This is a genomic window from Jannaschia pohangensis (assembly GCF_900113875.1).
Lineage (GTDB): Bacteria > Pseudomonadota > Alphaproteobacteria > Rhodobacterales > Rhodobacteraceae > Jannaschia > Jannaschia pohangensis.
The window spans coordinates 50,993-71,697 of the sequence record NZ_FORA01000004.1 but is presented as its reverse complement, the minus strand read 5'-3'; the positions used below and the strand labels follow the sequence as shown (position 1 = coordinate 71,697).

The 20,705-nt window shown below is 67.6% G+C and carries 19 protein-coding genes and 1 riboswitch; of the genes, 13 read left to right on the top strand and 6 right to left on the bottom strand.

The genetic code is table 11. The features are described from left to right. The first annotated feature begins 15 nt into the window (after positions 1 to 15). The 8 genes from BM002_RS14125 (at position 16) to glmM (ending at position 10,492) form a co-directional block, all read left to right on the top strand. Complete coding sequence (locus tag BM002_RS14125) at positions 16 to 789, top strand: FkbM family methyltransferase (RefSeq protein ID WP_092782484.1); 774 nt, start codon at positions 16 to 18, stop codon at positions 787 to 789. 79 nt (positions 790 to 868) lie between these two features. Next, the gene (locus BM002_RS14120) at positions 869 to 1,408 is read left to right on the top strand and encodes a DUF6446 family protein (protein ID WP_092782481.1); all 540 of its coding nucleotides are present in this window, start codon (positions 869 to 871) and stop codon (positions 1,406 to 1,408) included. Further along, the gene (glyS, locus tag BM002_RS14115) at positions 1,409 to 3,514 is read left to right on the top strand and encodes a glycine--tRNA ligase subunit beta (RefSeq protein ID WP_092782478.1); all 2,106 of its coding nucleotides are present in this window, start codon (positions 1,409 to 1,411) and stop codon (positions 3,512 to 3,514) included. A 172-nt stretch (positions 3,515 to 3,686) separates the two neighbouring features. Further along, positions 3,687 to 6,263 carry a putative PEP-binding protein gene (locus tag BM002_RS14110; RefSeq protein ID WP_245749268.1) on the top strand — a complete coding sequence of 859 codons (2,577 nt, stop codon included), beginning with the start codon at positions 3,687 to 3,689 and terminating at the stop codon, positions 6,261 to 6,263. Positions 6,264 to 6,475: 212 nt separating this feature from the next. Then, positions 6,476 to 7,126, top strand: a complete 651-nt coding sequence (locus BM002_RS14105) for a cell wall hydrolase (RefSeq protein ID WP_092782475.1) — start codon at positions 6,476 to 6,478, stop codon at positions 7,124 to 7,126. A 138-nt stretch (positions 7,127 to 7,264) separates the two neighbouring features. Beyond that, on the top strand, positions 7,265 to 8,176 hold the full coding sequence (locus BM002_RS14100; RefSeq protein WP_092782472.1) for a dihydroneopterin aldolase: 912 nt from the start codon (positions 7,265 to 7,267) through the stop codon (positions 8,174 to 8,176). Continuing rightward, complete coding sequence (gene folP / locus BM002_RS14095) at positions 8,176 to 9,168, top strand: dihydropteroate synthase (protein ID WP_092782469.1); 993 nt, start codon at positions 8,176 to 8,178, stop codon at positions 9,166 to 9,168. The genes BM002_RS14100 and folP overlap by 1 nt, the downstream gene beginning before the upstream one ends. Beyond that, positions 9,143 to 10,492 carry a phosphoglucosamine mutase gene (gene glmM, locus BM002_RS14090; protein ID WP_092783251.1) on the top strand — a complete coding sequence of 450 codons (1,350 nt, stop codon included), beginning with the start codon at positions 9,143 to 9,145 and terminating at the stop codon, positions 10,490 to 10,492. Before folP ends, glmM begins: the two co-directional genes overlap by 26 nt. A 30-nt stretch (positions 10,493 to 10,522) precedes the next feature. Here the strand turns inward: glmM and chrA are convergent, their stop codons facing one another. From chrA to metZ, 6 genes are all read right to left on the bottom strand, one after another. Then, complete coding sequence (gene chrA, locus BM002_RS14085) at positions 10,523 to 11,752, bottom strand: chromate efflux transporter (protein ID WP_092782466.1); 1,230 nt, start codon at positions 11,750 to 11,752, stop codon at positions 10,523 to 10,525. Next, positions 11,749 to 12,393, bottom strand: a complete 645-nt coding sequence (locus BM002_RS14080; protein WP_092782463.1) for a rhodanese-like domain-containing protein — start codon at positions 12,391 to 12,393, stop codon at positions 11,749 to 11,751. The genes chrA and BM002_RS14080 overlap by 4 nt, the downstream gene beginning before the upstream one ends. Before the next feature lie 107 nt (positions 12,394 to 12,500). Next, a complete protein-coding gene (folE2, locus tag BM002_RS14075; RefSeq protein ID WP_092782459.1) occupies positions 12,501 to 13,541 on the bottom strand; it encodes a GTP cyclohydrolase FolE2 in 1,041 nt (346 codons plus the stop codon). Positions 13,542 to 13,752: 211 nt separating this feature from the next. Continuing rightward, a complete protein-coding gene (locus BM002_RS19165; protein ID WP_139212382.1) occupies positions 13,753 to 14,265 on the bottom strand; it encodes a GNAT family N-acetyltransferase in 513 nt (170 codons plus the stop codon). Further along, a complete protein-coding gene (locus BM002_RS19160; RefSeq protein ID WP_175484907.1) occupies positions 14,258 to 14,617 on the bottom strand; it encodes a hypothetical protein in 360 nt (119 codons plus the stop codon). The genes BM002_RS19165 and BM002_RS19160 overlap by 8 nt, the downstream gene beginning before the upstream one ends. A 103-nt stretch (positions 14,618 to 14,720) precedes the next feature. After that, the gene (gene metZ / locus BM002_RS14065) at positions 14,721 to 15,911 is read right to left on the bottom strand and encodes an O-succinylhomoserine sulfhydrylase (protein WP_092782453.1); all 1,191 of its coding nucleotides are present in this window, start codon (positions 15,909 to 15,911) and stop codon (positions 14,721 to 14,723) included. Between the two features lie 48 nt (positions 15,912 to 15,959). Continuing rightward, a riboswitch (SAM riboswitch) is annotated at positions 15,960 to 16,036 on the bottom strand. A gap of 98 nt (positions 16,037 to 16,134) precedes the next feature. Between metZ and BM002_RS14060 the strand changes: the two genes are divergently transcribed. From BM002_RS14060 to BM002_RS14040, 5 genes are all read left to right on the top strand, one after another. Then, positions 16,135 to 16,842, top strand: a complete 708-nt coding sequence (locus tag BM002_RS14060; RefSeq protein WP_092782450.1) for a glutathione S-transferase N-terminal domain-containing protein — start codon at positions 16,135 to 16,137, stop codon at positions 16,840 to 16,842. Between the two features lie 176 nt (positions 16,843 to 17,018). After that, positions 17,019 to 17,909 carry a 5-bromo-4-chloroindolyl phosphate hydrolysis family protein gene (locus BM002_RS14055; protein ID WP_092782447.1) on the top strand — a complete coding sequence of 297 codons (891 nt, stop codon included), beginning with the start codon at positions 17,019 to 17,021 and terminating at the stop codon, positions 17,907 to 17,909. Positions 17,910 to 17,911: 2 nt separating this feature from the next. Further along, on the top strand, positions 17,912 to 19,099 hold the full coding sequence (locus tag BM002_RS14050) for a toxic anion resistance protein (protein ID WP_092782444.1): 1,188 nt from the start codon (positions 17,912 to 17,914) through the stop codon (positions 19,097 to 19,099). After that, positions 19,099 to 20,052, top strand: coding sequence for a DUF2927 domain-containing protein (locus tag BM002_RS14045; protein WP_092782441.1), 954 nt, complete (start codon positions 19,099 to 19,101; stop codon positions 20,050 to 20,052). The genes BM002_RS14050 and BM002_RS14045 overlap by 1 nt, the downstream gene beginning before the upstream one ends. A gap of 3 nt (positions 20,053 to 20,055) precedes the next feature. Continuing rightward, positions 20,056 to 20,610 (top strand): hypothetical protein, encoded by a 555-nt coding sequence (locus BM002_RS14040; protein ID WP_092782438.1) that lies wholly within the window; start codon positions 20,056 to 20,058, stop codon positions 20,608 to 20,610. Positions 20,611 to 20,705: the final 95 nt, after the last annotated feature.

The window sequence follows — 20,705 nt, the reverse complement described above, 5'->3', positions numbered from 1 at the left end:
GCGGAGGATGACACCATGCTCGAGTCCCGACGGTCCGGACCACCCGATACCGGGCCTTCCCACGACGCCCCCGCACCCCGGGGCGACCTGGCACTTCTGCAACGCCGGATGAGGCGCAAGATCATCGCCCGAACGCGCCGCGCCCATGCCACCGGAATGTTCGACGGCCTGCTGACGCAGCTTGGCCCCGACGATGTCGTGGTCGATTGCGGCGCGAATGTCGGCGTGGTCTCGGGCCCGCTCGCCGATACCGGCGCCACCGTCTACGCGTTCGAACCTGACCCCGTCGCCTTCGCCGAGCTGCAAACCCGCCTTGGCGCGCGCGACAACGTCCACCTGATGCCCGGGGCCGTCGGCCTGACCTCCGGCACCGCCACCCTGCACCGCTCCGTCACCTTCACCGACGATCCCCTTTCGGGCACCGTCGGATCGACCCTGCTGGACGGGGTCCGTCCGGCTGAGGCGGGGCATGGCCAAAACATCACCGTGCCAGTCCACGATTTGCCCGCGATCCTGGCCGACCTGGCCCGAGGCGACTTGCCCGACACGCTGTCCCTCGACCCACCCCCGCACTGCGGCCGCCTCGCCTTCGTGAAGCTCGACATCGAGGGGGCGGAGCTATCGCTCCTGCGCGCCCTCCACGACAGCGGCCTTCTGGCCCGCATCCCTTGCCTCGTCGCCGAAACCCACGAACGCAAGTTCCCCGCCCTGCGCCCGGATTTCGCCGCCCTGCGACGTGACATCGCCGCCGCCTACCCCGCGCGCCAGGTCTGCCTCGACTGGGTCTGACCGCGCCGCCCGCATCGCTTGCCCCTGACCGGGGCGCGGTGTAACCCGCGCCCTGACCACACGGAGGGACAGGGGCGAAATGGGCAAGGCCGTCGTCATCGCATTGCTGCTTGTCGCGTTCGGGATGGGCGCGGGCATCTGGTACGCCCAGACGCGCGGCTACTACGACCCGGTCGAGGGGCCGGTGACCCTGACGCTCGCCTCGGACACGGGGCTCAACCTGCTGCCCGCGACCGACGTTCAGGCCATCGCCTCGACCTCCTCGCCCCTGGGGTTCCGCGCCTGTTTCGCCCACGACCTGACCCTGGCCGAGGTGACGGGCGACCTCGCTACCCGCGCCCACCCGGGCGCCGCCCCCACCATCGCGCCCCCCTGGTTCGACTGCTTCGACGCCGAGGCCATTGGCGCGCTTCTGGCCTCGGGCACGGCGCAGGGCTTCATCGCCTATCCCAACGTCGCCTACGGGGTCGACCGCGTCGTCGCGCTGACCGATGACGGGCGCGGATGGGCCTGGAACGAGCTCAACGAATGCGGCCGCAAGGCATATGACGGCACCCCCGTCGGCGAAGCCTGCCCCGACCGCGCCACCTACACTCCGCTGACCGAGGGAAGCCTTTAGATGTCCGACCTGCTGATCGAGCTGTTCTCCGAGGAAATCCCCGCCCGGATGCAGCGCCGCGCCGCCGATGACCTGCGCCAGCGGGTGACCGACGGGCTGGTCGAGGCCGGGCTGACCTATGCGGGCGCCGTCGCCCATTGCACGCCCCGTCGCCTCGCCCTGTCGGTTCAGGGCTTGACCGACGTCAGCCCCACCACCACCGAAGAGCGCAAGGGCCCGCGCACCGACGCCCCCGAAAAGGCGCTCGACGGGTTCCTGCGCTCCACCGGCCTGACCAAGGACCAGCTGGAGGTCGCCGACGACAAGAAGGGTCAGGTCTACCTCGCGCGGATCACCCGTCCGGGCCGCCCCGCCGCCGAGATCGTGGCCGAGGTGCTGGAAACGACGATCCGCAACTTCCCCTGGCCCAAATCCATGAGATGGGGCGAAGGCAGCCTCCGGTGGGTGCGCCCGCTGCGCTCCATCCTCTGCATCCTCACGCGCGAGGACGGGGCCAGCGTCGTCCCGCTCGACATCGACGGCATCGTCGCGGGCAACACGACCGAGGGGCACCGCTTCATGTCGCCGGGCCGCTTTGCGGTGACCTCCTTCGACGACTACGAGGCGCGGCTCAAGCGCGCCCATGTCATCCTGTCGTCCGAAGAACGCGCCGACCACATCTGGCAGGACGCCACCAATCAGGCCTTCGCCGCCGGGCTGGAAGTCGTTGAAGACGCAGGCCTCCTGGCCGAGGTCGCGGGGCTGGTCGAATGGCCCGTCGTCCTGATGGGCAAGATCGGCGACGCCTTCCTCGACCTGCCGCCCGAGGTGCTGCAGACCTCCATGAAGGAGCACCAGAAGTTTTTCTCGGTCCGCGACAAAACCGGCAAGATCGTCCGCTTCATCACCGTCGCCAACCGCACCACGGCGGACGACGGCTCGACGATCCTCGCGGGCAACAACCGCGTGTTGTCGGCCCGCCTGTCGGACGCGAAATTCTTCTGGGAGAATGACTTGCGCGTCGCCCGGGCGGGGATGGAAACCTGGACCGACGCCCTGTCCAACGTGACCTTCCACGCCAAACTGGGGTCACAGGCCGAACGGATCGAGCGCATCGCGGCGCTGGCCCGAGAACTGGCCCCCGCCGTCGGCGCCGACCCCGATCTGGCCGAGCGCGCCGCGCGTCTGGCCAAGGCCGACCTGTCGTCCGAAATGGTCTTCGAATTCCCCGAACTGCAGGGCCTGATGGGCCGCTACTACGCCGAAGCCGCGGGCGAAGACCCTGCCGTGGCCCTCGCCGCGCAGGAACACTACTCCCCCCTCGGCCCCTCCGACGCCGTCCCGACCGCGCCCGTGTCCGTGGCCGTCGCGCTGGCCGACAAACTCGACACGCTGGCCGGGTTCTGGGCCATCGACGAGAAGCCGACCGGGAGCAAGGACCCCTACGCGCTGCGAAGGGCGGCTTTGGGGGTAATTCGGTTGGTGCTGGAGAACGAGATCGATCTGAACTTGTTGGAAGCCTTTGATAGCTGTCTCAAGCTTCATAATGCGCCACGACCGGAGCCAAACGACAGCGACGACTTCACGGGCATGGCCGCGGATTTCAATCTCCTCTCCTTCTTCCATGACCGCCTCAAGCAGCACCTCAAGTCCGAGGACATCCGCCACGATGTCATCGACGCTTGTCTGACCGGCGACCGGACCGATGACCTGGCCAATGTCACCGCCCGCGCCCGCGCGCTCAATTCCTTCCTCGCCACCGATAACGGGGAAAACTTAATACAGGGTTACAAGCGGGCGAAAAACATCCTCGATCAGGCCGAGGCGAAGGACGGCGTGGAATACAGCTATGGCGCCGATCCCAAGCTGGCCGAAACCGAGGAGGAGCGCGCGATTTTCGCCGCTCTCGCCCCCGCCAGACCGGCCATCGAAGCGGCGCTCGCGGCCGAGAATTACCCGGCCGCCATGACTGCCCTCGCCGCCCTGCGCGCGCCCATCGACGCCTTCTTCGAGGCCGTGCAGGTCAATGCCGACAGCGAGATCGTGCGCCGCAACCGCCTGAACCTTCTGTCGGAAATCGTGCGCCTGTGCACCCGGATTGCCGATCTGGGCCGTATAGGTTCGTAAATCGCGTCGGACGCAGATCACCTGTCGATCACCCGCCGGTCCGACGTGAATTTCGCCCCGTGCATCCCGGCAACAGGCTCAAAAGGGTTGTGAACTCCCGGCTGGCGCGACGGAAACGAAGTCTTAGTGTCTGAGGTGTAAATGTCGCTATGCTGCGCCGCAACAATGTGCGATGCTGCAACTGCACAATGGCGAGGCGCAGGTCATGCTCGACACACCCGGCTTCATCGAAGTCACGCCCACCGCTGACATCAAGGTCACGCGGCATGGCAACCGTGCCAAGTGCCTGCAACGCCTTATTCGCATGGGTCTTCCCGTGCCCCAAACCGTTGCCTTGCCCTTCAGGACCGTGCGCGATATCGCCGACGGAAAGATGCCGGACCTGGCCACGTTGATCTCGCTTTTCGACGGTCAACCGATGCTTTTGTCCCTGCGGTCGTCGTCCGAAACGGCGGATTGGGGCGGCCCGAATGCCGTTCTGAACATCGGGATGAACGACAAGGCGCACGCCTGGCTGTCCAATACTTTGGGCGACGTCGCCGCAGACAAACTCTACCTGCGCTTCATCCGCTCTTTCGCCATCGACGTCATGCGCCTCGACGAAGAACCGTTCCTTGAGGCGCAAACCCCTCTGGAAGCACGCGAAATATTCGAGGCCGAGGTTGACGACCCCTTCCCCCAGGCCATCACCGACCAGCTGGCCGCCGTCCTGCGATCCATGGCGCGGGCCTGGGAAGGGACGTCCGCCCGGCTCTTGCGTCAAGCCCAGGGCGCGCCCGCCGATGCCGGTCTGGGCTTGGTGGTCCAACGAATGGCGCAGGGCATGGGGCCCGGCCAATCCGGTTCGGGAATCGTGCAATTCGTGAACCCCAACACGGGTGAGCCGCAGGTCACCGGGCGCTATCTGGGGCAGGCCATGGGCCGCGATGCCCTGATCGACCGTGACAAGGCCATCTATCTGACCCGCGACGCGCGCGGCCCCTCGCTGCAGGATCTGCTGCCCGAGGTGTACCGCGAATTGCTGGAGGTCGGAGAGGCCTGCCGCAAACGTCTGCGCGAAGAAATGCAGGTCGAATTCACCATCGACCAGGGCCGCCTCGCCATCCTCGACGCCGTGCGCTGCCCCCGCGAGGCGCGCGCCTCGGTGGCGATTGCCGCGTCCCTGGCTCGCGACGGCGTGATCCCGCGGTCCGAGGCGCTGCTGCGGGTCGCCCCCGGCACGCTGAGCCATCTTCTGCACCGCCAGATCGACCCACGCGCCAAGCGAACGGTCCTTGTCCGTGGCATCGCCGCCTCGCCCGGGGCCGCCGTAGGCAAGATCGTCTTCGACAGCGCCGCCGCCCAGGCGTCGCAATCGCGCGACGAGGCCTGCATCCTTGTCCGCCGCGAAACCACGCCCGATGACGTGCGCGGCATGCACGCGGCCCAGGCCGTCCTGACCGAACGGGGCGGCTCGACAAGCCATGCCGCCGTGATCGCGCGCGGCCTTGGCCTGCCTTGCGTGACCGGCGCGACCGGCCTGCGGATCAGCGGCACCAAGCGGCGTGTGACCCTGCCCGACGGCACGATCCTTAGGGAAGGCGACGAGATCACGGTCGACGGCTCCTCGGGGGAGGTTCTGGCCGGGGCGGTCGCCACTCAGGAACCCGCGATCGACGGCGCCTTCGGGGACCTGATGAAATGGTCCGACGACGTGCGCGACATCGGCGTGCGGGCCAACGCCGACACGGTTGCCGACGCGACCCTGTCGCGGACCTTCGGGGTCGACGGCATCGGTCTTTGCCGGACCGAGCACATGTTCTTCGACAGCGGTCGCCTGACCGTCATGCGCGAAATGATCTTTGCCGAAACCCCCTCGGACCGTGCGGCAGCTCTGGAACGCCTCTTGCCGATGCAGCGCGACGATTTCACCGAACTGTTCCAACTCATGTCCGGCCTGCCGGTCTGCATCCGTCTGCTCGATCCGCCGCTTCACGAATTCCTCCCCTCCGAGAACGAAGGGATCCGCGCCCTGGCCGAGGCCCTCGACCGGCCCCTGTCGGAGGTGAAAGCCCGAATCGAGGCGATGCAGGAATACAATCCGATGCTCGGCATGCGCGGCGTCCGACTTGGGATCGCGCTGCCGGAAATCTATGAAATGCAGGCCCGGGCGATCTTCGAGGCGACCGTTGCCGCCCGGGCCGCCGGCGCGCAGACCATGCCCGAGATCATGATCCCGCTGGTCACCGCCCGACGGGAGGTCGAACTGGTCAAGCGTCGCATTGACGCCATCGCCACCGCCGTGCGCGAAGAGACGGGGCAAGACTTCGACTACCGCGTCGGCGTCATGGTCGAGACGCCGCGCGCAGCACTCCGCGCCGGGGAAATCGCCGAAACCTCGGCTTTCCTCAGCTTCGGGACGAACGACCTGACGCAGATGACCTATGGCCTGTCGCGTGACGATGCGGGCCGCTTCATGTCGGCATACGTGAACGAGGGGGTCTATCCCGAAGACCCGTTCCGGACGCTGGACGTCGACGGCGTCGGAGAACTGCTGCTGCTTGGCGCACAGCGGGGCCGCAAGGCACGCGCGAACGTCACCTTGGCCCTGTGCGGCGAACATGGGGGCAACCCCGAATCGATCGCATTCTGTCGTCTGGCGGGCTTCGACTACGTCAGTTGCTCGCCCTTCCGGGTGCCGGTCGCCAAACTGGCTGCGGCGCAGGCGACGTTGTTGGGCGGTCCCAAAGGCGGTCATCCGGCGGATTGACGCGCACGGGTGGCCGAGGGACCGGCGCAATCCGGCTCAAGGCACAGATGGCGATGGATCTGCCGTAGCGGAGGCGGTTGCCGCAATCCAAGAGGCCGAACATCTGGTCGAGAAATCGTCGGGAAGTTTACCCCCCCGTAACGGTTGGTCGGTAGACCAAAGGCAATCCAGCAAACGGTGAGGTCCGGATGCGACATCTCAGGGTGACGGTCATGTTGGCCGTCGCATGGTTCATTCTTGCGCTTGCCGTCCCGGCGGCGGCGCAATCGATCGGGGCGTCCACCTTCGGTGGCCCCGCGGTGCAACTCTTCGGAGCGCGCGCGGCCCTGTCGACCGGCGCGGCTCCGCAGGTGTCGGGCGCACGACCGCTGTCGGCCCAAGGCACGCTGCGCAGATCCGACCTGTTGCGCGGCCCCGCTGCCCGAAACGACGCGGCTCTCCCCGCACGGTCCACCGAACCGGGCCGCGGCGCCCTAGGCTGCCTGACCGAGGCGATCTATTTCGAGGCCCGGGGCGAGCCGTTGGACGGACAGGTCGCCGTTGCCGAAGTCATCCTGAACCGGGTCGACGCGCAGAATTACCCCGACACGGTCTGCGATGTGGTCAACCAGGGGACAGGGCGCATCCACGCCTGCCAGTTCAGCTATACCTGTGACGGCATCCCCGAGGTGGTGACCGAACAGGCCGCCTGGGACCAGGCCGACAGGATCGCGCGCAGACTGCTGGATGGTCAGCCACGGGTGCTGACCGGGCGGGCGACTCACTACCACGCCGACTACGTGAACCCCTATTGGGCGGCCGTCTATCCGCGCACCGCAAAGGTGGGGCGGCACATCTTCTATCGGCAGATCCCGGGCGCCTGACCGGGCCGGACGGCGATTGACCGGCAGGAATGTCGCATTCTGCCCCGATGCGCCGGACAGGGGTCTTTATCAGACCGGGTCCGCATGGTTTCAGGGGACACGCCCTGAGCCGTGCCGAGGTCCGCGATGTCCAGCCCGATGCCATCCCCCGATCAGGAGGCCCTGCGCCTCGCCTTTGCGGCCCCGCTCGACCGGGCGCGCGCGACCGGCCTGCCGCTTGACCGCATCTCCCTGCGCGAACACCTGCGCGAGGTCGAGATCGGTGCCTTCCAGCAGGAGCGCGGGGTGCGCCAACGTCTGCGGTTCGATATCGTCGCCGAGGTGACGCCCGACACCGAAGCCATCCTGTCGGACGACGTGGACGGCATCCTGAGCTATGACACCCTGATCGAGGCCATCGACGTCGAGATGGAGGCCGAGCGCCTCAACCTTCTGGAAACCCTGGCCGAACGTCTGGCAGCGCGGGTCCTGCTCCACGACCGGGTCGCGCGCGTCTTCGTCCGGATCGAAAAGCTGGACCGGGGTCCGCATGTCCTGGGGGTCGAGATCGTGCGCGCCCGCACGGCGGCACCCGCCATCGCCGTGGCCAAGGACGCCCCCCGACCGCGCGTCATCCTTCTGGCAAAGGGCGCTCAGGATGACGACGGCCTCTCTGCGCTTCTCGACCGGCTCTCGGCGGATACGGCGCCCACGGTCCTCATCGCCACGCCGGATTTCACCCCGCCCTCTGCAGCCAACCCCATGGCGCAGCGCCGCGTCTCCCTTCTGGCGGTGGAGCAGGCCGCATGGCGGCTGGCCGCACGCGACCGGCGCTGCGTTGTCGTCGACAGCCGGACCGAACTGGACTGGTCGATGCGACGGGGCGGCCTGACCGTCTGGGCCCCCTCCCGCCTGGTCCTCGACGCGACACATGGCCCGACCGACGAAGCACCGCTGACACTTGCCCGCTGGTTCGCGGAAACCTTCCATGCCGTCGAATTGGTCACGCCGCACGACCCGGGTGCAGGCCCCGTGCCCGAGCGCAGCGCCCGGACAATCGCCGACATCTGATGCGCTACCTTATGCCCCTGCCCCGACCGGATGCGGACGGCCCCCGCCTCGCGGCTGGCTGGCTGCGGTTCGACCGCGTCGCTGTCCTGACCCGTCAAGCCGCGCCCGAGATCGTCCCCGTCGGACGTCTGAGCGACGCCGATCTGACCCCGCTGACCGCAGCCCGCCCCGACATCGCGGGGCTGACCTTCGACCGCCCCCGCATTATGGGCATCCTGAACGTCACACCCGACAGCTTTTCGGACGGCGGGCTGTTCCTGACCCCCGAAGCCGCACTTGACCGCGCGCGCGCCATGGCCGCCGCTGACCTGCTGGATATCGGCGGCGAAAGCACCCGTCCCGGCGCAGAGGAGGTGTCGCCGGAGGAGGAGGCGGCCCGGGTCCTGCCGGTTCTGACGGCGCTCAAGGGACGCAAACTCTCCATCGACACGCGCAAGGCGGACGTCGCGCGGGCGGCGCTGGAGGCGGGGGCGGCTTTGGTCAACGACGTCTCGGCCATGACCCACGACCCGGCGATGGCAGAGGCGGTGGCACGGGCGAACGCGCCGATCTGCCTGATGCACAGCGTGGGCACGCCACAGACGATGCAGGACAATCCCGCTTACGACGACGTCGTGCTCGATGTCTTCGACGCGCTGGCCGAACGGATCGCGGCGGCAGAGGCGGCGGGCATCCCGCGCGCGCGGATCATCGCGGACCCGGGCATCGGTTTCGGCAAGACGCAAGCCCATAACCTGGCCCTGCTGCGCCGGATCGGCCTGTTCCACGGCCTTGGCGTCCCCATCCTTCTGGGTGCATCGCGCAAGCGGTTCATCGGCGATATCGGCGGGGCCGTGACCGCCGCCGACCGGATGCCGGGAACACTGGCGGTCACCCTCGCCGCCGTGGCACAAGGCATCCAGATGCACCGGGTCCATGACGTGGCCGAGGTGGCGCAGGGCCTCGCGCTCTGGCGGGAAACGGGGGATTGGAATGGGCCTGTTTGGCACTGACGGCGTGCGGGGACGCGCCAATCAAGGCAACATGACCGCCGAAATGGCGCTGCGCCTCGGCGCGGCGGCGGGTCGCTACTTTCGCCGCGAGGGCACGGGAATGGCTGCGCACCGCGTCGTCATCGGCAAGGACACGCGGCAGTCGGGCTATATGCTCGAAAACGCGCTGACGGCGGGGCTGACCAGCACGGGGATGAATGTCCTGCTGCTCGGGCCGGTGCCGACGCCTGCCGTGGGCCTTCTGGCGCGGTCGATGCGCGCCGACCTGGGCGTGATGATTTCGGCCAGCCACAACCCGGCGGATGACAATGGGATCAAGTTCTTCGGCCCCGACGGCTTCAAGCTGAGCGATGAGGCCGAAGCCGAGATTTCGCGCATGGTCGATGCCGGCGTGCATCTTGCCGACGCGCCCAATATCGGGCGGGCCAAGCGCATCGACGACGGGCGCGGGCGCTATGTCGAATACGCCAAGACGACGATCCCGACGGGCATGACGCTGGAAGGGCTGAAGGTGGTGATCGATTGCGCCAACGGGGCGGCCTATCGCGCGGCGCCAGACGTTCTGGCGGAACTGGGCGCGACCGTGATCCCCGTCGGGGTCAACCCGAACGGGCGCAACATCAACCTCGACTGTGGCTCGACCCACACCGATACCTGCGCGCAGGCGGTTGTCGCACATGGCGCGGACGTGGGCATCGCCCTGGATGGTGACGCGGACCGCGTCATGATCCTGGATGCGCAGGGGCAGTTGGCGGACGGCGATCAGCTGATGGCCCTCTTCGCGACCCGGTGGGCCGGCGAAAACCGGTTGCGCGGTGGTACCCTTGTCGCGACGGTGATGTCGAACCTGGGGCTGGAGCGGTATCTGCAACGTCAGGGCCTGGCGCTGCACCGGACCAAGGTCGGCGACCGCTATGTGGTCGAGGCGATGCGCGCCGGGGGGTTCAACCTGGGCGGCGAGCAATCGGGCCATATCGTCATGACCGACTATGCCACCACGGGCGACGGGTTGATCGCCGGGTTGCAGTTTCTGGCCGAGATGGTGCGGACCGGGAAATCGGCTGCCGACCTGATGCAATCCTTCGAGCGCGTCCCGCAACGTCTTGATAACGTGCGCTATGCTGCGGGGGCCCGGCCGTTGGACGCAGCGTCGGTGAAGGCCGCCATCGCCGAAGCCGAGGGCCAGCTGGCCGGCAAGGGCCGCCTGCTGATCCGGGCGTCGGGGACCGAGCCGTTGATCCGGGTCATGGCGGAATGCGAAGACCCGGAGCTTTTGGACAGGGTGGTCGAAGACGTGGCAAGCGCCCTGCGCGACGCCGTCTAGAGCGTTTCTCGTTTAGCCAGATCGGTCGCTTCAGAACAGCGCGACCCCCGCTCCGCCGAGGGCGGCCAGCGCCAGTGTTTCCAGCACGCCACGCCTGAGCACCAGCAACCAGACCGCTGCCAAGACGGCGAGGGCCAAAGCCACGGGGTCGAGGCTGCTCCAGTCAGGGACGGGCGGGCGGCTGTCCGTGACGCGCGCGAACAGGACGTGGACCGCGAACCACAGCGACAGGTTCGCGATCACACCCGCCACCGCCGCCGAGACCATTGCCAAAGCGCCGCGAAGCCGGGGCATGGCGGTCAGCCGCTCCAGATGCGGAGCGCCCGCGAAAATCCAGAGAAAACAGGGCACAAACGTCGCCCAGAGCGTCACGACGGCCGTGGCGATTGCCGTGCCTGTGCCGACCTGCGCGCCGCCGAGCCATGCGGTGAACACCGTCACCAGGATCAGCGGGCCGGGCGTGGTTTCAGCAAGGCCCAGGCCATCGACCATCTGGTCCGGTGTAAGCCAGCCCTGCGTCTCGACCGCTGTCTGCGCCAGCGCGGCCAATACGGCATAGGCGCCGCCGAAACTGACCGTGGCGAGCCAGCTGAAGAACAGCCCCGCCTCGGCGGGCGCGGACCTTGGGGCGAAGGCGATCAGCGTCAGAAGCGGGGCCCACCAGATGATGAGCCAGAGCACGACAGTCTGCCCGGTTCTGGCGGGTGGCGCGGCGGGCACCGCGACATGGCGGCCCTCGGGCACGGCAGCCCCCAAAACGAGCGCTGCCAGCAGGACGGCCCAGAATGGAAGGGCCAGGAAGAAGAGCGCAACAAAAGCGGCCAGGGCCACCGCGATGGGAAGGGGGCCGCGCAGGGCCTTGGCGCGCAACTTCCACAAGGCGCCCGCGACGATGGCGAGGGTCGCGGCCTTGATGCCGAGAAACGCAGCCTCGACCAGAGGCAGGCGACCATAGGCGAGGTAAAGCGCCGACAGGGCCATGATGCACAACGCGCCCGGGATCACGAAAAGCAAACCCGCCAGCAGCCCGCCAGCCGTGCCGCGCAGACGCCAGCCCGCGAAGGTCGCCAGCTGCATCGCCTCGGGTCCGGGCAGAAGGGTGCAGAAGCCCAGGCCGCGCAGGAACGTCTCCTCCTCCAGCCAGTCGCGGGTTTCCACCAGTTCGCGGTGCATCAACGCGATCTGGGCCGCGGGCCCACCGAAGGACAGAAGACCGATACGCCCGAAAACGCGCCCCATTTCGGCCCATGAGGGGGTCATGCCGCTTCTCCGGCAAGCCAGTCGTCGACGAGGTCCAGCGCATCCAGGGGCGTAGTGATCCGGGTCAGACGTCCCGCGATTAATCGGTCAGAGCCGCCCTTCAGAACGTCAAGGAGAGGATGTGAGAGTTGGGCAACTGACGCTAAGTCGCACGGTTCGTTCGGCACAATGCGCGCCTTCCAGACGTCTGCGGACTGGTCCAGCCAGTCCCGGGTCACCGGCATGACCGGGGCGAGCCGGTCGATGAACCGACGCAGAACCCAGAGGGAGGTCAGTTCATCCCAGGTCGGGTCGGTCGGCAGAACCCACTGCTCCGCAAGACGACCCGATGCCACCAGCGGCAGATCGGCCGCGATCCAGGCAAGATGTCCCCCGTCCATCGACTGCGCCGATGCCCCAGTGCTGCGCAGGATGGCGGCGGCCAACTGACTGAATTTGCCGCCCTTTTGACAGACGCAGACGAAACTCCCGGACGCAATGTCCGACGCCTCGAGTTCGGCCAGGGTGGTCGGGCGCGCACCGGGGATGCGGCGCGGATCGGCCGCGGCATCTGCGGGGTCGCGCAGATCGAGGATCTGCGGCGCATCCGGCAGGTGAAGATGGGCGGAAAGGGACTTGGACGACGTGGAAAGGTGGGCCATGAGGCATCCTCCGAATGAACGGTAACAAGGATGCGACGCTTGGGCCGAGGCCTGATGGGGTGCTCGCGACCCCGCACGGATTGGCTAGACCTGTGCGGGGTGCGGTGTCAACCGGCGTGGACGAGGGTGCCGAAGAGGCGCGGCTCGAGGGTTTCGGAAGCGAAGAGGTCGCCGTGGGTCAGGACCGACACGGCATCGTGGCTGTGCAGGCTTTCCTGGTGGCTGGCCACGACGCGGAAATCGCCAATGCCCTCAAGGTCTTCGAGACCTTCCGCAAAGAGGCGCGCGGCGTCTTCGACGAAGATCGGATGGGCGGCGTTGAGTTCGGCAAAGGCCTGCTCGTCCTCGCGCTTGACCATCACCTGCGTCTCGGTCGGGACCTGGGCGCGGGCCATGTCGATGATGTCCTCGACCGTCACATCCCCCTGAACTTCCGCGGACATTCGCGCGACCGAGCGCTGCGAATGCGGCGTGGCGAGTTGGCCCCGGGTGCGGCGGGCATGCTCGGACAGTTCCAGCGAGCAGGGGCAGGTCGACGAATAGACGTAGTCGAGGTGGAGGATGCGACGGCGGGTTTCGCCGGTCTGGATCACTTCCATCGCGATGTCGTAATACTGCCATCCCGTCAGACCCGAGCGCAGGCTTTTCACCTGAAGCGGCAGGGAGAACCGCAGCAGAAGACGCGCGTCGAAACTGTTGAGATCGTTCAGGTAATCGTCAAGAGCGGCGTCGACGACGTCGAAGCCCACATGGGCTTCGGCGTGGATGTAGAAGGAGCGCATGATGCGGGACATGTTGATGCCCTTCTTCCCGGCCTCGAGGCTCACGGTGCCGGTCACGGAGACCTCGGCCAGGTGCGCGCCATTCCGGGTGGCGATCTGCATCGGCAGGCGGAAGTTCGAGATGCCCACATGCTGAATGCGGCGGTCGGCGCCACGGATCAGACTGGCAGGCCCGTTCTGCAGGTCGGGCAGCGTGGCACGATACGCCTCGTCGGTGACGTGCGTCGGGTAAACCGCTGACAAGTCCGGATAGATATTCACCGTCGGCTCGGTGCCGCTGGCGGCGTAGCGACGAAGAAGATCGAGCGCGGCCTGAGCCTCGGCCTCGGTCGGGTGGCGGTCAATGTCCGGTGCGTGGACGTTCATTTCGCCCCTCCCTTCGGTTCTCGCATGGAGCCCATAGGTGGCACGTTCGGGGGCGAGATCAAGGACGATCAAAATAAATCTTGGCGACTGTGCCGGGGGTCGTCGCAGGGCTGTCCGGCAAGGGCAAAACCCGTGTCACCCCCGGTACGCCCCCCGTACACCCCCCGTACAGACAAACGGCGCGCCTTAACCGGATCGTAATCGTTCGCCGTCAGGATGGCGCGCAGAGGATTTCGGATGCGGAGGTCAGGACAGGGCAATTCAGATCGCGGGCCATGTCAGCCGCCGGAATCGTGACGCCATCGCGCAGCTGCGGCGCGGGGGCCACGACCTGCCAGCCGTGGCGGGCGAAGAACGGTTGAGCCATCGCGCTGGCGCGGGTGGTCAAACGGGTCGTGCCCCGCGCCAGTGCCGCGTTTTCGAGCATCGCCAGCAAGGCATCGGCGGTGCCGGAGCCGCGCACTTCGGGCAGGACATAGGCGAGGTCGAGGGTGCCATCGGCGCGCAGGGTCATGAAGCCGGTGACGGTCCCGGCCTCTTCGGCGACGAACACGGTCTGGTCGGACAGTCGCTTGGCGAAGGCCTCGGGCGCGGGCGGCGCGGGAAGCCACGCGCGGCGCTGCGCGGGCGTGTAACGCGGCGCGGCCCCTTCGTGGACGCCACGCCAGAATATTGTGGCGAGCTGTGGGAGGTCGTCCGGTCGGCAGGGGCGGACCTCACGCATGGGTCTGCTCTGGCGCGCGGAGGACCCGGCCTGACAGGGCGGCGCTTCCGATGGATCGGATTGCCGGGATGACGGCGCGTGACGGGAACGCGGCGGGCATAGCGACCTTGGTGGCGGAGGCGGCCACGAGAGGGTCGGTGAAAACCGCCTGTGCGGAGACCCCGGCCGATGCGGCCTGTGCGAGGGTCGCGGGGCTTGCCGTGGTCGGTGTCCGGCCGGTGGACGGGGCCGATGTCGCCGGCGCGGCGGATACGGCGAATGCCGTAGATGCGGTTGAGATGTCACCTCTGGCGAACACCGTCGACACGGCGACCTTGGCGTATCCGGCGAATGCTGGGGAGACGTCGGGCATCCGGGTGCCGAGCGACGGCGGGGTCGCATTGGCCCTCCTGCCGCTCCGGCGCGCCGCAATTGTGCGGCGGGTCCGTGCGGTCATCGGCCTTGGTCCCTGCCGGTCAGGCATGGTCGAGGGCGCGCAGGATGTCGGCCAGCAGGTCGTCGGGATCTTCCAGGCCGCAGGACAGGCGGATCAGGCCGGGGGTGATGCCGAGCGCGGCTTTCTGAGCCTCGGGCAGGCGTTGGTGGGTCGTCGTGTAGGGTGGCGTCGCAATGGATTTCGCGTCGCCCAGGTTGTTGGAAATGATGATGATTTCCAGCGCATTGAGGAAGCGATAGGCGGCCTCCTTGCTGCCCAGATCGAAGGCCAGCATGGTGCCGCCACGCTCCATCTGGCGCAGGGCGAGGTCGTGCTGCGGATGCCCGGCAAGGTGCGGATAGAGCACGCGGGTCAGCTTGGCATGGCCGTCAAGGGCGCGGGCGATGCGGTCGGCCGTCTCGGTCTGGGCATGGACGCGCAGGTCCATATGCTCCAGCCCCTTGAGCATGACCCAGGCGTTGAAGGGCGACATGGAGCCGCCGGTGTGTTTGAGATACGGCTCGGCCACCTTGCGGATGTATTCGGTCGTCCCGCAGATGACACCGCCCAGACAGCGCCCCTGCCCGTCGATGTGCTTGGTGGTCGAATAGACGATGACGTCGGCGCCCAGATCGAGGGCGCGCGAATAGGTGGGCGTGGCGAAGACATTGTCGACGACGACCGTGGCCCCGACGGCATGGGCGAGGTCGGCCACGGCGCGGATGTCGATCAATTCCAGCGTGGGGTTCGACATCGTTTCGAAGAAGGCGACCTTGGTGTCAGGGCGCAGCGCGCTGCGCCAGGCGTCGAGGTCGGTGCCGTCGATGATCGTCACCTCGACCCCGAAGCGGCGCAGCACGTCCTCGAGGATATAGAGGCAGGAGCCGAAGAGCGCGCGGGCGGCGACCACGTGATCCCCGGCCCGAAGCAGCGACATCATCGCGCCGTTGACGGCGGCCATGCCGGACGCGGTCGCGAAGGCGTCTTCGGTGCCCTCGATGGCGGCGATCCGGTCTTCGAACATGGCGACGGTGGGGTTGCCGTAGCGGGCGTAGATGAAATCTTCGCGGCCCCCGTCGAGAAAGCGCGCTTCGGCCGCTTCGGCGGTGTCGTAGACGAAGCCCTGGGTCAGGAACATCGCTTCGGAAACCTCGCCGTATTGGCTGCGCCGGGTGCCTGCGTGGACGGCGAGGGTGCGGGATTTATGTGCGCGCGACGCGGAATCTTTCATGGCGGGCCTCCTTCAGGGACCGGAATTGACGCACCAGATATTCGGAGAGGGGGCTGACCCCGGACCGATTTAGCGGTTTGTTTAACGAGGGCCGCAAGCTGGCTCAAATCCCCTCGGGGGTGGGCGTAGCGCGGGGGGAAAGCGCGGTCAAGACGGCGTGAGCGGCCCTTGTGTGCGCAGGCGATCCTGCGAAAGGTGGACCCCGAGCAAAAGGAGCGCGCCCATGTCGGACCCCATCGATCTGTATTTCTGGCCCACACCGAATGGCTGGAAGGTGTCCATCGCGCTGGAGGAGTTCGGGCTGCCCTATGAGGTTCACCTGGTGAACATCGGCGCGGGCGACCAGTTCAAGCCGGAGTTCCTGGCCATCAGCCCCAACAACCGGATGCCCGCCATCGTCGACCCGGACGGCCCCGACGGCGCGCCGATCGCCATTTTCGAGAGCGGCGCGATCCTCCAGTATCTGGCGCGCAAGACGGGGCGGTTCTGTGGTGCGACCGAACGGGAGCGGATCGCGGTGGATCAATGGCTGATGTGGCAGATGGGCGGCCTGGGGCCCATGGCGGGTCAGGCGCATCATTTCCTCAAGTATGCGCCCGCGATGGATCCGCCCAATGACCTGCCCTATGCCAAGGACCGCTATCGCAATGAGGTGGCGCGGCTCTACGGGGTGCTGGACCGGCAGTTGGCGAACAACCGCTATGTCGCGGGCGATTTCTATTCGATCGCGGACATGAGCGTCTGGGGGTGGGCGTCGCTGTGGGAAGGTCAGCAGCAGACGCTGGACGACAAGCCCCACATGGCCCGCTGGCTGGCCGAGGTGGGGGCACGGCCCGGGGTTGTGGCGGGGCGCGCGCTGCATGCGGATCGGCGCGGCGACCTGGCACAGGCGAAAGACGCGCACGACCGCCTGTTTCGGGGCAAGGATTAGGCAGATTGCCGCCGCGTGGGGTTCCATCGGACGGGCAACCTGTCTTACGGTGCGCCGGAGTGACCGGGGGATGACACATGGGTTCTGACGGGGTGCAGAAAATCGCCTTTGCCGCGCTCTGCGTGCTTGTGACGCTGGCGGGCCTTGGCGTGCTGGACGGCGGGGGGCTCTAGGTCATGGCGCAGCGCTATGGGGGTCAGTTCAGCCCCGAGGGCAAGGTCGACAAGTCGGCCCCGCCGCCCCCCAAGATCGGGTTGAAGCGGCCGTTGAAGGGGCGCGCGCGGGTGAGCATCCTGATGGTGCTGGCCGTGTTGCCCGTGGTGACGGCGTTCTTTCAGGACGGGGCCGTGGCGCTGGCCGTGAACCTCTTGGCCGGTGCGGTCCTGTTCGGGGGTGCGGCGCTGACCCGCGAGGGATTGAAGGCCGAGGCCGCCTGGGCCGAGCGGCGCATCGCCCGCCGCCCGGCCTTTCCGCGCAAGATCGCCGGGGCGGTCCTGACCGGCGTCGGCGTGACGCTGGCCGCGACGGTGGGCTTGGCGGGGCTGTTGCCCGCGGTGGTCTACGGCGTGGTGGCGGGGGCGTTGCATCTGGTGGCCTTCGGGGCGGACCCGATGTCGGACAAGGGGATGGAAGGGGTCGATACCTTCCAGACCGAGCGCGTCGCCCGGTCGATCGAGGAGGCCGAGAAGCACCTGGTCGCCATGCAGGATGCGGTGTTGCGCGCCAGGGACCGCGAGGCCGAGGCACAGGTCGCCCGCGTGGCCGCGACGGCACGTGCCATGTTCCGCACGGTCGAGGATGATCCGCGCGACCTGACCTCGGCGCGCAAGTATCTGGGCGTCTACCTGATGGGGGCGCGCGACGCGACGGTGAAGTTCGCCGACCTTTATGCCGCGACGCGCGATGCGAAGGCCAAGGCGGATTACCTGGACCTTCTGGGCGATCTGCAACGCGGGATCGAGGCCAAGCGCGAGACGCTGCTGATTTCGGACCGCAGCGATCTGGATGTAGAAATCGAAGTTTTGCGGGACCGTCTGAAAGCGGACGGCCTGCCAACGGGAGACTGACCATGGACACCACTATCCGCCAGCAGGCCGAGCTTGCCACCGCCGAGATCGCCGAGGTCGCCGCCATCCCCCTGCGCGAGCCGGGCACGGAGCTTGTCGCACTGGAGGCGGCCCCGGCCCCGGTCGCCGAGGCGATCCGCAAGCGGATGGACGAGCTGGACATGACGAACACCCAGTCGATCATCAGCTTCGGATCGGCGGCGCAGGCGGAATTGCAGCAGATCAGCCAGGCCATGCTGGCGGACGTGAAGAACAAGGACGTGGGACCGGCGGGCGACAGTCTGCGCGGCATCGTCAGCACCATTCGCGGCTTTTCGGTCAGCGAACTGGACGTGCGGCGCAAGCGGTCCTGGTGGGAAAAGCTGACGGGGAAGGCCGCGCCCTTTTCCAACTTCCTGGCGAAATTCGAAAACGTGCAGAGCCAGATCGACAAGGTGACCGACGATCTGTTGAAGCACGAACATGTGCTGCTCAAGGACATCAAGTCGCTGGACATGCTCTATGAGAAGACCCTCGATTTCTACGAGGAGCTTGGGCTTTATATCTCGGCGGGCGAGGCAAAGCTGGCCGAGCTGGATGCGACGACCATCCCCGCCAAGGAAGCCGCCGTGGCCGCCCTGCCCGAGGACGACAAGATGATCGGCAGTCAGGAGCTGCGCGACATGCGCGCGGCCCGCGACGACTTGGAGCGCCGGGTTCACGACCTGAAGCTGACGCGGCAGGTGACGATGCAGTCGCTCCCCTCGATCCGGCTGGTGCAGGAGAACGACAAGAGCCTGGTCACCAAGATCAACTCGACCCTCGTGAACACGGTGCCCCTCTGGGAGACGCAGTTGGCGCAGGCCGTGACCATCCAGCGGTCGCGCGAGGCCGCCGAGGCGGTGCGAGACGCCAACGACCTGACCAACGAATTGCTGACCGCGAATGCCAAGAACCTGCGCGAGGCCAATGCGGTGGTGCGCACGGAAATGGAGCGCGGCGTCTTCGATATCGAGGCCGTGCGGCAGGCCAACGAGGATCTGGTGGCGACGATCAACGAAAGCCTGCAGATCGCGGACGAGGGCAAGGCCCGCCGCGCCGAGGCCGAAAAGGAACTGGAGCACATGGAGAAGGAACTGCGCGAGACGCTCGCCTCGGCCAAGGCGCGAGATGCCTCCAGCGACGCCGGGGCGTCTGTTCCGACAGCCTGATGCACTTCAAAGCTCTCCTCGTGGCGGCCCTGGCCGTCGGCCTTGCCGCATGTCAGCCCGTAAGCCAGACCGCACCACCGCCTGTGGACGCGGCCCCGACCCCGCCTGTGGCCCGTCCCGAGGTGTCGAGCCCGGAGGTCTCGGCGGAAAGCCGGTCGGCGCGGCTGTTCTATGCGCGGCTGGAGCGGCGTCTGCTGGCGGATGGGCTGATGCGGGTCGATGGCGGCGGACCCGACACGCCGTTTGGCCCCGCAGAACTGGCGCGCAACTTCGAGCGGGTGGCGCTGTTTTCCGAATATGTGCAGATCAACGGGCGCTATGTGGCCCGGCAGAGCCGCGCGCAGCTGCGTCGGTGGGAGCGCCCGGTGCGCATCCAGCTGCATTTCGGCGCCTCCGTCGACGCCGAGACGCAGCGCGAGGACCGGTCGCGGATCGCGGCCTATGTCGCCCGGCTGCGCCGGATCAGCGGTCACCCCATCTCGCTGGTGAACGGGGGCGGCAATTACCACATCTTCGTGGCCTCGGTGGACGAGCAGCGGGCCCTTGGTCCCCAGATCGCCGCCGTCGAGCCGGCCCTGGGGCGGCAGACCATCCGCGAGATCACCAGCTTGGGCAGTTCCACCTATTGCGCGGTCTACGCCTCGTCGTCGTCGGAACGACCGAACGCCTATATCTCGGCCATCGCCTTCGTGCGCTCCGAACATCCCGACCTGTTCCGCCTGTCGTGCTATCACGAAGAGATCGCCCAAGGATTGGGCCTGGCCAATGACAGCCCTGCGGCGCGCCCGTCGATCTTCAACGATGACGAGGAATTCGCGCTCTTGACCGGACATGACGAGCTTTTGCTGCGGATGCTCTATGATCGTCGCTTGCGCATCGGCATGACCGCCGAGGAAGCCCGGCCCATCGTGGCGCAAATCGCCGCCGAGTTGCGCGACGCGGGGCCGGTCTAGGGTATGTCGGATCAGACGGGTGGGCGCGCATGGATCGACCGGATCAGCGAGCGTTCGGGTGTCTGGACAGATCACGGGCCGCTGATCCTGACGTCTGGCTGCCTTGGCTTCGCCCCGGTCGGCGGTGCGGGCGGTGCGGTGACACTGGCATTGGAGACGACAGGACTGCGCGTCTTTACCAAGGCCACGCCGGGGTTCGAGCCTCAGGTCATCTGGGGAGAGGCGTCGACAGCCTGTCCGATGACAGCCGTCGAAAGCGTGACGGTGGAAACCCGGGGCGCGCATTTGACCCTGGGCAGCGGCGACGCCGTGGTGACGGAGGTTGCGCAGTATTCGGCGGGATGGGTCGGGGCGCCGGGCGGCGTCTTTGCCTTTCCGACCGGGCCACATGGCTGGTTCGACCTGGCCAGCGGGCTCTGCGGGAGCGCGGCGGACGACAGGTTTACGGCGCTGCGCCTGAACGATGCGGACGGCGCGTTTTGTGGTGTGATGATCGACCTCTGGGGGCACCGCGACGGTCGCCCCTTGCGATCTTTCCTCGGGGGTGGGGTATCGTGACCGACATCCGGATTTCCACCGCCAATCCGGCCCGCAAGGCCCCGGTCGCCCGCCATCCCCCATCTGCGGGATGCAAAAGGCGACACACAGCCCCT